Source organism: Paenibacillus cisolokensis (genome assembly GCF_050481165.1).
Classification (GTDB): domain Bacteria; phylum Bacillota; class Bacilli; order Paenibacillales; family Paenibacillaceae; genus Paenibacillus_AH; species Paenibacillus_AH cisolokensis.
Genome location: NZ_JBCNFP010000112.1, coordinates 16131 through 29573 on the forward strand (window position 1 = coordinate 16131; position 13443 = coordinate 29573).

General features: G+C 57.7%; 9 protein-coding genes and 1 pseudogene. 2 read left to right on the forward strand and 8 right to left on the reverse strand.

Features of this window, described 5'->3' with window-relative positions:
• Positions 1 to 10 precede the first annotated feature (10 nt).
• The 3 genes from ABEV74_RS18290 to ABEV74_RS18300 form a co-directional block, all read right to left on the reverse strand.
• Positions 11 to 1711, reverse strand: coding sequence for an ABC transporter substrate-binding protein (locus tag ABEV74_RS18290; RefSeq protein ID WP_430148225.1), 1701 nt, complete (start codon positions 1709 to 1711; stop codon positions 11 to 13).
• A 193-nt stretch (positions 1712 to 1904) separates the two neighbouring features.
• Complete coding sequence (locus tag ABEV74_RS18295; RefSeq protein WP_430148228.1) at positions 1905 to 3647, reverse strand: sensor histidine kinase; 1743 nt, start codon at positions 3645 to 3647, stop codon at positions 1905 to 1907.
• Positions 3648 to 3663: 16 nt separating this feature from the next.
• Positions 3664 to 5238, reverse strand: a complete 1575-nt coding sequence (locus tag ABEV74_RS18300; RefSeq protein ID WP_430148230.1) for a response regulator — start codon at positions 5236 to 5238, stop codon at positions 3664 to 3666.
• A 357-nt stretch (positions 5239 to 5595) separates the two neighbouring features.
• On the opposite strand from ABEV74_RS18300, the gene katA reads away from it, so the two are divergent.
• Positions 5596 to 7059, forward strand: a complete 1464-nt coding sequence (gene katA, locus ABEV74_RS18305; RefSeq protein ID WP_430148233.1) for a catalase KatA — start codon at positions 5596 to 5598, stop codon at positions 7057 to 7059.
• A 71-nt stretch (positions 7060 to 7130) separates the two neighbouring features.
• On the opposite strand, the gene ABEV74_RS18310 is transcribed toward katA, so the two are convergent.
• From ABEV74_RS18310 to ABEV74_RS18320, 3 genes and pseudogenes are all read right to left on the reverse strand, one after another.
• On the reverse strand, positions 7131 to 8099 hold the full coding sequence (locus ABEV74_RS18310) for a 2-hydroxyacid dehydrogenase (protein WP_430148236.1): 969 nt from the start codon (positions 8097 to 8099) through the stop codon (positions 7131 to 7133).
• 48 nt (positions 8100 to 8147) lie between these two features.
• Positions 8148 to 9503, reverse strand: coding sequence for a dipeptidase (locus ABEV74_RS18315; protein ID WP_430148248.1), 1356 nt, complete (start codon positions 9501 to 9503; stop codon positions 8148 to 8150).
• A gap of 82 nt (positions 9504 to 9585) precedes the next feature.
• Positions 9586 to 9741: pseudogene (locus ABEV74_RS18320) on the reverse strand (alcohol dehydrogenase catalytic domain-containing protein); the annotation flags it as partial.
• Positions 9742 to 9819: 78 nt separating this feature from the next.
• Here ABEV74_RS18320 and ABEV74_RS18325 point away from each other — a divergent pair.
• Complete coding sequence (locus tag ABEV74_RS18325; RefSeq protein WP_430148239.1) at positions 9820 to 10653, forward strand: stalk domain-containing protein; 834 nt, start codon at positions 9820 to 9822, stop codon at positions 10651 to 10653.
• A 1015-nt stretch (positions 10654 to 11668) separates the two neighbouring features.
• On the opposite strand, the gene ABEV74_RS18330 is transcribed toward ABEV74_RS18325, so the two are convergent.
• Together ABEV74_RS18330 and ABEV74_RS18335 are read right to left on the reverse strand one after the other, a co-directional pair.
• Positions 11669 to 12679: a zinc-dependent alcohol dehydrogenase family protein gene (locus tag ABEV74_RS18330; protein WP_430148242.1), complete on the reverse strand. Its 1011-nt coding sequence runs from the start codon at positions 12677 to 12679 to the stop codon at positions 11669 to 11671.
• Positions 12680 to 12819: 140 nt separating this feature from the next.
• A partial coding sequence (locus tag ABEV74_RS18335; RefSeq protein WP_430148245.1) for a glycoside hydrolase family 130 protein occupies positions 12820 to 13443 on the reverse strand: 624 nt, incomplete at its 5' end.

Consider the following 13443-nt stretch of genomic DNA (forward strand, 5'->3'; position numbering starts at 1 on the left):
GTTGCCCGTGTTACCACTTGCCGGCGACGCGGTCTTTCACCACTTTCGTAACGAACGCCTCATACGATTTCGCATCCAGCTTGGCGAACTCGTTCACGTACTCGGTCCACAGCGACTCGAACTCGGACGGGTCCGACAAGATCAGCTTCGGCAAATATTTCTTCTGCAGGTCGCTCGCCTTCTGCACGAAAAGCTGCTCCGGCGTGTTCTGGCCTTTGTTGATGCTCCATGCCGGGTACCACGGACGTTCGTCCGGCTTGCTGAAATATTCGGCGAACGTCTTGACGCCGTACGTATCGAGAATTTTTTTGTCGCCTTCGGTATACCCCGCATACGCCACCTCCGGCTGATTCCCGACGCCGTAAGCGTTGCCGTCGGCCAACACCGAATTGTTGCCGTAGCGAGGCCAGGCGTACTCGAAATACTGGAAGCCGAAGGAGCGCTTGAACTCGGGATCGTCGCGTTTCAGCTTCTGCTCGTCGTTCAAATAGAAGCGTCCGTTCTCATCGACGCTGTACGTCTCGTCCTTGATGCCCCATTGCACGAGAATCTGGTTTTCTTCCTTCAGCAGATTGTCGAAATATTGGATGATCCGGACCGGGTCTTTCGCCTTGACGGAAATTCCGATGCCGCGGTTGTTCACGAACGCCGGCGGATCGAGGTATTGATCCTTGATGTCGGCGTCGAACACGATCGGAAGCGGCGCGTAGCGCTTCTCGTCGATCCCCGCCAGCTTCAGATTGTTGGTGGCGTCGCCGACCTGCCAGGCGTAGTTGAAGTACCCGAGGACGCGGCCGCTTGTCAGCTTGGCGAGGTACTGGTCCTTGTTCATGACGAACGACTCCGAATCGAACAGCCCTTGCGCGTTGATCTCATTCAGCTTCTTGATCCAGCGCTTCTCCAGATCGGTCGCCTGGTACACTTTCGCTTCATGGGTCTCCATATCGACGATGACGTCGCCGTCGTTCGGATAACCGGCCAGATGCATCGCCGGATTCGTCAGCGTGAAGAAGCTGTCGGCCACGCCGGCGAACGAGACGAAGCCGATCGTATCCTTGCCGTCCACCTGCGGGTATTTGTCCTTGTAGCGTTTGATCAGATCGAAATATTCGTCCAGCGTCTTGATTTTCGGATAGCCGAATTCCTTCAGGACGGACCGTTGAATCCAGAACGCTCCCTGACTGATATTCGGCTCGCCGATGTAGCCTTGATTGGCGGAAAACGGGAGGTGATAAATTTGGCCGTCCGCCTGCCGGAATTTATCCATGTAAGGTCCGTATACCCGCTTGATGTTCGGCCCATGCTCTTCGATAAGCTCGTCGAGCGGGATGAATGCGCCCGCGTCGAGCAGCTTGTCGATCTCGCCTTCCGGCACGATGACGTCCGGATAGTCGCCGCTTGCGATCATGACGCCGGACTTCGTCTTGATGTCGCCGACGAGATATTCGATTTTGAAATCGACGCCGGTCTGCTGCTGCAGTTCCTTGCCGATCGTCGTCTCGGACGCCATCACGTCTTTACCGGTATTGAAGCTGTAGTACGTGAACGTAACCGGCGTTTTGTCGTCGTCCGAGCGATTCTCGGCGCTTGCGGAGTTCGAATCTTCTCCTCCGGCGGAAGCGCCGCCGCTTTCGTTTCCGCTGCCGCTGCTGCAGGCAGCCATTACGACCAGCATGGCGGCCAGAACGGCGGACAACCATTTTCGAACCATAACTTGCTCGCCCCTTTCAGCTTCTTTTTTGTAAGCTCTTTCATTATAGAAAGAAACCGTTTCCACTTTTACCCTCCAAACTTTAGATCGTACTTTGAAAACCATATTGAAAACACCATGGCCCTTGCCGCCCCTTTGTGTAAGCGGCGTATGACCTTCAACTGACCGGCGTTTCCGGCTTCGGCGGCAAAATTCAGACGACTGCCGTTTCGGGCTTCGGCGGCAGCAAGATCTCGATCGCCGTGCCTTTTCCCTCCTCGCTCCGGATGGCAAAATCGAACGAATCCTTGTAGCACAGCTTGAGGCGGTAATAAGCGTTCTTCATGCCGACATGCTCGCCCATTTCGTCACCGCCCTGCAAATAGCGGACGATGCTCTCCAGCCTCTCCGGCGGAATTCCGACGCCGTTATCCGTCAGCCGGAACGCAAGCCGGCCGTCCGCATATCCGATATGAACGGTAATGAGCCCGATGCCCGGAGAGCTCTCGATGCCGTGAATGCTCGCGTTTTCGACGAAAGGAAGAAACGTCATTTTCGGGATGCGAAGATCATGGACTGCCTCTTCCACCGTCAGCCGGTATTCCAGCTTGTCGCCAAAACGGTATTTCTGGATTTCGAGAAAACATTCGATCAGCTCCATCTCTTCCCGCACGGTCACCCAGTCGCGGTTCCAGACGATCGATTTGCGGAAAATTTTGGACAGGCGATTAATGGTCCGGGCCGTTTCCGCCTCGCCCTTGATCAGGCTGCGCATGCGGATCGTCTCCAGCGCGTTGAACAGAAAATGCGGATTAATCTGGCTGTGAAGCGCCTGCAGCTGCGCCTGCCGCCGCTTGATTTCCAGATCCTTCTTCTGGATGTCCGCCATGTAGACGTCGTGGATCAGGCTGTCGATCCGTTGCGTCATCCGGTTGAACTCGCCGGTCAGCTGGCCGATTTCGTCTCTCGACTCCTCGTACGGAATCGTTTCGAAATGCTGGTTTTTCACCTTTTTCATATGGCGGAGAATCCGTACGAGGCGCACGTGGATCGACCGGGAGATCGCCGCGATAATAAGGGACGGAAGCAGAAAATTGATGCAGGCCATATAGAAGACGAACGCGCTCGACTTGCGCACCTCCTGCAGGACGGCTTTCTCGTCCATAACCCCGTGCAGGCTCCAGCCGTTCAAATAGTTGTTGTTCGCATAATGCTTGCTGAAGGCGATCGGCTTCTCCGGCAGCGCCACTGTAGACATCGGCGTCGCCCCGGTGCGCCAATCTACCTCGCGGTCGTCCGTATATTGAACGGTGCCGTCAGGATGAACGAAGTAGACGCTGCCCTCGAATCCGGAATCGGCGAACAGCCGCCGGACGGTGCTCATGTTCAAATCGATCTTGACGATCTGCGTATAGGGACCGGACGCCGCATAGTCGAGCCGCTGGACGAAGCTGAAATCGTTCCCGCTATGGATCAGAACCGGGTACGAGACGGACGTTCGGCGAAACTGCGCATACCAGTCCGCGCTGCGCACCGCATCGGTAAGCGGGAGAATCGTTCCGGAGGTCAGTATCGTCGGATTATCGGAGTAGATGACCGTCGAGGCGATCGTGCCGTATGCTTGCTCGGACTTGTTGAAGACGCCTTTCATCGCCGTATTAAACGCTTCCACATATTCGATATCCGATTCGTAAGTGCGGTTCAGATGCTCGTTCAGCACGGGATCGATGTAGTAGAGGTAAGAGATGCCCGCCGCCTCGTCGATGACGGAGCGAAGCTCGCGCTGGAGCTTCTCGAGAGCGATGTTGGCATCGCGGATTTTCTGGTTTCGGATGTTGTTGGTCGTGACATGGTAGAAAACGACGTTCGTCACGACGATCGGAATGAACACCGACAAGAGATACATAAGCAGCAGCTTGTCCCGCAGCTTGATGTTGTTCAAATGCAGCTTGCCCATCGATAACCGCCACCCGTTATTTTTTGCCCAGCAGCTTGTTGCGGTAGTCCGTCGGCGTCATGCGCTCGAGCTTCTCGAATTGCGTGACAAAGTAGTCCGCGTTCTGAAAACCGACTTTTTCGGCGATTTCGTACATGCGGCAGTCGGTTTGCCGCAGCAGCCTCTTCGCCTCGCCGATCCGGATGCCGAGCAGATAGTCGTTGAAATAGACGCCGTATGTTTTGCGGAACAGTTGCCCGAGATAAACGGAATTCATATAAAATTTGGCCGCAATGCTCTTCAGGCTGATATTTTCCATATAATGCGTCTCGATGTATTTCCGGATCTTCTCGATGCCGGCTTTCGACTGCTGCCGCCGCAGCCGCGCGATATAATCCGCCGCTTCCTCCATAAAGGCGGCAAACAGCCGCTTCAGCCCCGGCAGCCGCACCCGGCGGGATTGCCAATCCATGATCGCGGGAAGCGAAGCCAGCTCCTTCTCGCTCCCCTCCATCGCCCGGATGACGTTGATGACGCCAATCACGCAACGGGCGATCGCGTTCGATACCGCGCCCGGAGCGAACCGCTTTTCCCGGAAATGCCGGAACAGCCGGTCGATGCTGGCCGAATAAGCTTCCCTGTCGTTTTCTTCCAGCTGCTCAAGCAATTGCGCGTACAGTTCCGAATCGATGTCGAAATAATATAACGCCGTTCCCGCCACCCGGTCATACAGCAGAACCGGCGTCTCGCCTTCCGCAAATTGATAGGACATCGCCTGATGCGCGGTTCGGCAAGAGGAATGAACTTCGCCGATCCGCCCGACCTCGCCGCCGACGTAGAGCGTTACCGGCGCCCCCCTCGCCTCGGACAAGGCGGCTTGTACCAAGCGGTAAACCGCTTCCATATTGCCGGTAGCCGAAGCGATTCGGCTCATGTCCAGCAGCAGGCCGATCAGGCCGGGCTGATGGATATGGACGGGAATCGGGCGGCCGATCCGCTCCGCGACCGGCTGCAGCGCGGCGACCGCTTCCTCGACCGGCCAGCCGCCGGCGCCCGTGCCGGAATCCGTCTCCGGGTGCAGCTCCGCCAGCGCGTAGACGAATCGCCCCGTCGCTTCCATCCGCAGGGCGGCGGCAAATTGCGCGGCTTCCTCCCCGGCATACCGCTCCTTGACCAGCGTTTCCAGCAAGGTGCCGGTCACGACCTTTTCGCCGGCCAGACTGCTCAGCTTCTTCGCCCCCAGCATGCCGGCCAGCTTGGCCAGCATCGCCGTAAGCTCCCCTTCGTCGATCGGCTTCAAGATATAATCGTGCACATCGTAACGCAGCGCCTGCTGCGCATACGTAAATTCATGGTAACCGCTCACGATGATAAATACGGGGCTTCGCGCCCATTCCGTCGTGACGGTACGAATCAGCTCGAGGCCGTCGAGCACCGGCATCCGGATATCGGTAATGACCACATCCGGACCGAGACGCTTCATCATTTCCAGCGCATCCGCTCCGTTGTCCGCTTCCCCGCATATTTCAAAGCCGAGCGAACGCCAGTCGATCAGATTGATCAAGCCTTTGCGGACGAACACCTCGTCGTCCACGAGCAGCACCTTGTACACGAACGAAGATCTCCTCCTTCCTGTCGCATGATTCATTTCATTATAAAGGATGCGGATTTGATCGGTCACCCTGCGGCACGGCGGATAGACGGGCAAGACTGATTGTAATCGTTTTCACAAAAAATTATAGCTTTGCACATTCTTCTTTCGAACCCTACTTTTTTTACATTTTACTTCGAACATTAAAGAACTTTCGGCATGTCCGGTCCGTGCTCGTCCCGAACTTTCCTCCATATGAAGCGGCTGGACAAATTCACAGAAATTTTTTATTTATAATAATTATAAATTAATATTGATTTTATATTGAGAATTGGTCTATAGTATAAACAAACAGCAGATTGAAAGAGGTGGACCCTTGTGACAAATCAAAGTAACAAGCTAACGACGAGCTGGGGCGCTCCGGTCGGAGACAACCAGAATTCAATGACGGCTGGCTCGCGGGGACCGACGCTGATCCAGGACGTTCATCTTCTTGAAAAACTGGCCCACTTCAACCGGGAGCGCGTGCCCGAGCGGGTCGTTCACGCCAAAGGCGCCGGCGCGCACGGTTATTTCGAAGTGACGAACGACGTGACGGCATATACGAAAGCCGCATTTCTGTCCGAAGTCGGCAAGCGCACGCCGGTATTCGTCCGCTTCTCGACGGTCGCCGGGGAGAGCGGCTCCGCCGATACCGTCCGCGACCCGCGCGGTTTCGCGGTCAAATTTTATACCGAGGAAGGCAACTACGACCTCGTCGGCAATAATACGCCCGTCTTTTTCATTCGGGACGCCATTAAATTTCCGGACTTCATTCATACGCAAAAACGCCATCCGCAAACCCATTTGAAAAACCCGAACGCGGTGTGGGATTTCTGGTCGCTCTCGCCCGAATCGCTGCATCAGGTTACCATTCTGATGTCCGACCGCGGCATTCCGGCTACGTACCGCCATATGCACGGATACGGCAGCCATACCTTCAAGTGGGTGAACGCCAAAGGGGAAGCCGTGTGGGTAAAATATCATTTCAGAACCGAACAAGGCATTAAAAACTTGACGGAAGAAGTGGCCCGGCAAATTGCCGGCGAAAATCCGGACTATCATACCGAAGATCTGTTCAACGCGATTGCCGCGGGGGATTACCCGGCCTGGAGGCTGTACGTGCAGATCATGCCGCTTGAAGACGCGGACACGTACCGTTTCGATCCGTTCGACGTCACCAAGGTCTGGTCGCAAAAAGACTATCCGCTGATCGAAGTCGGCCGGATGGTGCTCAACCGGAATCCGGAAAATTATTTTACCGAAGTCGAACAGGCGACGTTCTCGCCCGGAACGCTCGTACCCGGTATCGACGTCTCCCCGGACAAAATGCTGCAAGGCCGCCTGTTCGCCTACCATGACGCCCACCGCTACCGCGTCGGCGCGAACCATCAGGCGCTGCCGATCAACCGTCCGCTCAGCGGCGTTCACAATTACCAGCGCGACGGGCAAATGCGCTTCGATTCGAACGGCGGAAGCTCGGTTTACTACGAGCCGAACAGCTACGGCGGACCGACGGAGTCTCCCGAGCACAAGCCGCATCCGTATCCCGTATCGGGGACGGCCGACAGCGTCGCTTACGACCGTGACGACCACTACACGCAAGCCGGCGACCTGTACCGGCTGCTTAGCGAGGACGAACGGGCCCGGCTTATCCAAAATATCGTGAACTCCATGAAGCCGGTCGAGAAGGACGAAATCAAGCTGCGTCAGATCGGGCATTTCTATAAAGCCGATCCGGAGTACGGCCGCCGCGTCGCGGAAGGGCTCGGCCTGTCGATCGATCATTTGGAGAAGCAATGACGAACTGATTGCTTAATATTCAGCCTTGGACCGGCGATGCGGTCCAAGGCTGTTTTCGTTTGCGTGCAACGCTATTTCAGTTCTGCGACGATGTTCGGCGGCGTCCGGCCGGTGACGCCGGCGACCAGATTGCGGGCCGCGAGCACGGCCATGTCAAACCGGGTTTTGGCCGTCGCGGAGCCGATATGCGGCAAGGTGATTACATTCGGCAGAGACAGGAGCGGATGGTCCTTCGGAATCGGCTCCTGCGCGTAGACGTCCAGCCCGGCGGCGCGTATGCGCCCTTCCCGCAGCGCATCGACCAGCGCGGTCTCGTCGACCGTCTGGCCGCGGGAGACGTTGATGAAAATGGCGGAAGGCTTCATGAGCGCGAATTGCGCGCGGCCGATCATGCCGGCGGTCTCGCGGGTCAGCGGCGTCATCATGACGATGAAATCGGCTGTCCCGAGCAGCTGCTCGAATGGAAGATATTGTACCCCGAGCTCCTTTTCCGTATCCGGCTTGCGATTGCGATTATAGTATACGACTTCCATGCCGAAGCCCAGTTTCCCCCGCCGCGCGATCGCCTCTCCGATTCGGCCCATGCCGATAATGCCGAGCGTCGCATGATGCACGTCCGTGCCGAACAGAACCTCGTTATCCTCTTTGCGCCATTTTCCCTGCTTCACATACCGATCCAGCTCCGCCACGCGGCGCGCCGTGCCGAGAATAAGGGCGAACGCCAGATCGGCCACCGTTTCATCCAGCACATGCGGCGTATTCGTCCCGAGCACTCCCCGCGCTTTCATGGCCGAAAGATCGAAATGATTGTACCCGACGCTCATGCTGCTGACGATTTTCAGCCGCTTGGCGCGGCTCAATAGCTCCGCATCGATCGCCGAGGACGACGTGAACAGCCCGTCGGCATCGGCGACCTTCTCCAGCAGCGTCTCGCGGGGAATCGGACGGGCCGAGTCCCACTGCTCGTATTCGCAATGCTCGGCAATATATGCGACAACTTCCGCGGGAAGCGGTCTGTCGATAAAGACTTTCGGCTTCATCCTGCTCCTCCTTCTTCAGTACGGGAACCTCGCGCCAAGCGGAAGCTGTCAAAACCGCTTCAGAAATTCGACGATCGTCAGCAGCCCTTTGTCGAAATTGTCCAGATGGAAGTGTTCGTTTGGCGCATGCAAATTTTCGGTCGGCAGCCCGAAGCCCATCAAGACGACCGGGGCCGACAGGACGCGCGCGAACGCCTCCACGATCGGAATCGAGCCGCCGTCCCGCGTGAATACCGGACGGGCCCCGTATACCCGCTCGTAGGCGTCCCCGGCTTGCCGCAGCAGCGGGTGCGACGGATCGATTGTATACGGCCGGCCTTTCTCCCCCTGCACGACGCTCACTTTCGCGCCGGGCGGCGTATGCTTGCGGATATGCCGTTCGACCTTGTCGAGAATATCTTGCGGGTCCTGATGGTCGACCAGACGGCATGTAATTTTCGCATGCGCTTCGCACGGGATAACCGTCTTCGTGCCCTCGCCCTGGAAACCGCCGTACATGCCGTTGATTTCCAGCGTCGGCCGCGCGCCGACCCGCTCCGCGAACGTATAGCCTTCCTCGCCGTACAGGGCGTCAAGCTCAAGCGTTCGCTTCAATTTTTCCTCGTCAATGCCTTTCTTGGCGAACTCCGCTCTCATCTCGTCCGTCAACTCGGACACATCGTCGTAGAAGCCGTCGACCGCGACCCGTCCCCGCTTGTCATGCAGCGAATCCAGCAGCGAGACGAGCGCGTGCAGCGCGTTGGGCACGCCGCCCCCGTATGTGCCCGAATGAAGGTCGGTATTGGCGGTGCGGACCGACACCTCGAGCGAGCATAAGCCGCGCAGACCGGTGCAGATGGCCGGCTTGTCCGGGCCGAGCAGCTCCGTATCGGAGATCAGCACGGCGTCGGCCGCCAGCTTGTCTTTGTGCGCTTCGATGAACGGGTGCAAATTGCCGCTTGCGATCTCCTCTTCGCCTTCGACGCAAAATTTCACGTTGACCGGCAGCGCGCGCTCCGTGCTCAATATCGCTTCGATCGCCTTGATGTGCAGGAAAAGCTGGCCTTTATCGTCCGTCGCGCCTCTCGCATACAGCTTGTTGTCCCGGATATCCGGCTCGAACGGCGGCGTCTGCCACAGATGCAGCGGATCGACCGGCTGCACGTCATAATGGCCGTAGATCAGAACGGTCGGCTTGCCGGGCGCATGCAGATGATCCGCGTAGACGATCGGATGGCCGGCCGTCGGGTGGATTTCCACGTTTTCGAGTCCGGCCCGCTTGAGCGCGTCCGCCAGCCATTCCGCCGCGCGGCGCACGTCTTCCTTATGTACGGATTGGGCGGAGATGCTCGGAATCGACAGCCATTCCTTCAATTCGCGCAGATGCGCATCCCTGCGCTCCGCAAAATACGGTGCATAATCCATCATTCAACCTCCTCGAACGGCAATAACTGCAATTTCCCGTCATGCTGTCCCTTGAGGCGATTATACCACACAATTTCTTCATTCATACACGAACGACGTAGCAGTTCGCCGCCGGTACGACGCACAGCTCGCCCATGCCGCCGTCTCTCGTGACGCCGACGGCCGCCAGCCGGTCGCACAGATGCGCCCGTCCGTCCCGGCAATACCGGCATATGCCGCAATAGATGTTCGGATCGACGGATACGCGATCCCGATTGAAAAGATTGGGCGCAACATCCCAATCTTTTCAATCGTTTAGTATGGTGGAGGTGGAAGAATGAAAAAGACGGTTCTGTTGTTAAATGCGCTTCTCTTCATTTTCTTACTAAGTATGCCGTTTAGTGTGAGTGCCGCTCCAGTAAAGACTCCCGTCGTACTACAAATTAATGATTACTATGTACTATACACGTTCCCAAAGGCTCCTTATGTCGACCAGAATAACCGACTGATGATACCCCTTAGAGCGATTAGCGAACTTCTTGGATCCAATGTTAAGTACGAGGCAAAACATAAGCGAGCAACAATTGAAATGGACGGAAAAAAACTTGTCGTTTATGTGGGTTCGAAACAGATCGAAATCAACGGTGCAATTCAAATGATGGATACCGTTCCGACTATTCACGAGAGCGCCATGTTCGTTCCGCTTCGCGCCCTGATCGACAGTTTCGAACTGCCCGTAAAATGGGATAAAAGCACCGGTGTGGTCCGTGTCGAATCCGACGCCATGAAAAACAACGAGCGGATCGTCCACTTCGAGGATTCTGATGTGCCGCCAAAAATTGCGGACAACAACGCGATCCTCCCGATCTCCTATCGGCTTGAGATGTCCAAACCTGGGAAAGGGAAGCTAACCAGCGGCACGATTACGGTAGAGGCGCGAAACATTAGCGGAAAAGCTATCCTCGAAGGCAAAGAAGATCTGCATCTCGTCTATTTCTTCGACCACACGATGGCGACGGAGATGGATACGTCGACGACCGATGTCGAGGCGAGTCGAGAGAGACCGGCACGCGCCGCCGATGAACGATTCACGCTCGAAGACGCGTTCGCTTCCGGCCAATACAACGAGAACTTGCAATACATCCTTGCCCTCGGCCGAACGTTCGAGTGAATGATGGATTTTGGACTCGCTCGGGGAATCCCCCGCTTTTAGTCAGCCTAAAAGGGAACGACGATCTTAGCTCTGACGGCGGTCAGCCTCCACGGGGGCTGGCCAGCTGACCAAGCCGCGGTACGGGCGCCAGAAAAACGTTTCACTCGCAGGCTCTGCCAAGAGGAGGACCAAGCGGGACCTATGCAGCCTATGCGAAGCGCCTCAACTGGTTTGAACGAACTCCGCCATTCCCATCACATCCCACTCGATCTGCTCGAGCACTCAGAAGATGTGCGGTAGCGCAGACGGATAATCATGACGATGCCCGATCAAGGCAGCGCCACCGCGTAGCTGTAATGATCGTTGCGGTAGGTGTAGGGGAACGTCCGGTCTGCATTGACGATCTCGAACGCAACGCAAGCGCGCCGACGCGATCCCGCCAATAGCTCCCAGGCAGCGACTCCCCGCTCGCATCCTAACGTAGATTAGTTTGCTAGCGATAACGCTTCTTGCGAGGCAGTCGTTCGTAGATGCGGAAGAGTCCGTGCGCAAGCGCCGCTTCGTCCAATTGCCGGGCCGCCGCGTGAACGGCGCGGTTCCCGCATGCTTCCTCTGGATAGTCTTCTGCAACGCAAGCCCCTCGTCCGTCTGCAGCTCCCTCCCACAGCCTTCTCCTCTCTGCAGTTGTTCATACGATCCCCGTCCCTCTCTTCACAGTTCAAGATGACAGCACATGGCCGGCATTCCTAGAGAAACACCACGTAACCGGTTATACAAGGATGGGTTCTTAACAAGGGGACCAAAGTCCGGCTCCGGTTCACCCCTCCAAACATTCTCTTTCCACCGCGTCATTCAACGCAAAGCGGCCTTGAATGTTTTTAGGAGCGGTGTGGTAATCTCACGGGATCTCACCGGCTAGGTCGCGAACGTCGCCGACCATCTTTGCGGTCTGGCCGGCGATATCCTATAAGCGGAGCTGCAACTGGTGGCTGTCGCCAGGCGCTGGCGGTCGGCGCGAGCGTTCTCCCGGATTCTATTCATACACGATAAGGCCTTTCCCGACCTTGAGCCGCGGATAGTCCGCCATGACGGCCGGCATGTCGTCGAGCGCGAAACGGTGCGTCACGAGCGGCTCCACCCGGACGATGCCGGCGTCGATAAGCGCAAGCGCGTCGGGATGCGTGTAAGGATTGATAAAGGAACCGAAAATCCGCAGCTCTTTGGCAAAAATATCGTACGGCCTGATGCCGATTTCCGTCGTCGGCGCAGCGACGCCGAAGAGGAGCACCTGCGCGCCCTTGGCCGCCGCTTGGACCGCGAGCGTCATGGAATCCGGACGCCCGACGCATTCCAGCACCACATCGGCGGTCGAGGCGAGCGCGGCTGCGGCCGCCGCGTCAAGCGGATTCACCGTCTCGTCCGCGCCAAGCTTGCGCAGCGTCTCGTACTTGCCGCTGTCCGGCTCGCTGACGACGATCCGCCGCGCGCCGGACGCCTTCGCCAGCTGCAGAAACAGCTGTCCGATAAAGCCGCCGCCTACGATCAGCACCGTATAATCGGGGCGGATGGTCAGCTTGCGGAAGCCGTGCAGCACGCAGCCGAGCGGCTCCGCGAGCGCCGCTTCCGCGAAGCTGACCGTATCCGGCACGACGTAGCAGTTCGCCGCCGGTACGACGCACAGCTCGCCCATGCCGCCGTCTCTCGTGACGCCGACGGCCGCCAGCCGGTCGCACAGATGCGCCCGTCCGTCCCGGCAATACCGGCATATACCGCAATAGATGTTCGGATCGACGGATACGCGATCCCCGACTTTCAGCCCTTCTACGCCTTCGCCCAGCGCCGCCACGATACCGGCCAGTTCATGGCCGAGCACGATCGGCGGCGTTACCGCTGCGGAGCCCGGATGGCCGTGATAAATATGCTGGTCCGTGCCGCAGATGCCGGCCGCTCGCACGCGCACCGTTACTTCGCCCGGGCCGGGGGACGGTTCGTTCCGCCGTTCGACTGTCATCTGTCCGACTCCATGCAATACCGCAGCTTTCATTGATCGTATTCCTCCCCGTTTCGGCTTCTTCCCCGTTTCAAATTCGCGAGCCGCGCCGTAAAATCCTTTCCTTGCTTCAGGGAGGCCCGCGATTGAAAACGCCTCTTTTGCATGAAAAAAAGAGGCCCGCGAGGGACCCCTTACACTTTCTCCAGGCTGTCCAGAATTTCCCGGAGGCTAAGCTCCGCCGCCGCCATCGAAGTGTCGGCGACGCCATAATACATTTTCACGATATCGCCTTCCACCAGCGCGCCGCAGGAAAAGACGACATCTCCGAAAAATCCTTCCTTTTCGTACGGCGCTTCCGGCTCCAGAATCGGTTTGTTCGAGCGCGCGATTACTTTCGAAGGATCTTCGAGATCGAGCAGCACCGCGCCCATGCAGTAGCGATGCTCCTTCGTCGCGCCGTGGTACAGCTCGAGCCATCCCCGCTCGGTGCGGATCGGCACCGCTCCGCCTCCGATCCGGCCGCTGTCCCACATTCCCGGACGAAGCCCGAGCAGATGGCGGTGATTGCCCCATTGCAGCAGGTTGTCCGATTCGGCGATCCAGATTTCCGGGTTGCCGACGCTCTTCGTCGTCGGCCGGTGGAGCGCGTAATATTTGCCCCCGATTTTCTCCGGGAAGATGAGCACGTCTTTATTGTCCGGGCTGAAGATCATCCCGTGATGGGTCACGGTGCGAAAATCGGTCGTCGAGACGAGCGATTCGCCGACCCCGACCGGAGACACCGCGGAGAAATAAACCTGAATTTCGAAAGCCCA

What these genes read in the sequence shown, in the direction of transcription:
- ABEV74_RS18290 (WP_430148225.1), bottom strand. Translation starts at nt 1,711, where the DNA reads ATGGTTCGAAAATGGTTGTCCGCCGTTCTGGCCGCCATGCTGGTCGTA.
- ABEV74_RS18295 (WP_430148228.1), bottom strand. Translation starts at nt 3,647, where the DNA reads ATGGGCAAGCTGCATTTGAACAACATCAAGCTGCGGGACAAGCTGCTG.
- ABEV74_RS18310 (WP_430148236.1), bottom strand. Translation starts at nt 8,099, where the DNA reads ATGAAGCCGAAAGTCTTTATCGACAGACCGCTTCCCGCGGAAGTTGTC.
- ABEV74_RS18315 (WP_430148248.1), bottom strand. Translation starts at nt 9,503, where the DNA reads ATGGATTATGCACCGTATTTTGCGGAGCGCAGGGATGCGCATCTGCGC.
- ABEV74_RS18325 (WP_430148239.1), top strand. Translation starts at nt 9,820, where the DNA reads ATGAAAAAGACGGTTCTGTTGTTAAATGCGCTTCTCTTCATTTTCTTA.
- ABEV74_RS18330 (WP_430148242.1), bottom strand. Translation starts at nt 12,679, where the DNA reads ATGAAAGCTGCGGTATTGCATGGAGTCGGACAGATGACAGTCGAACGG.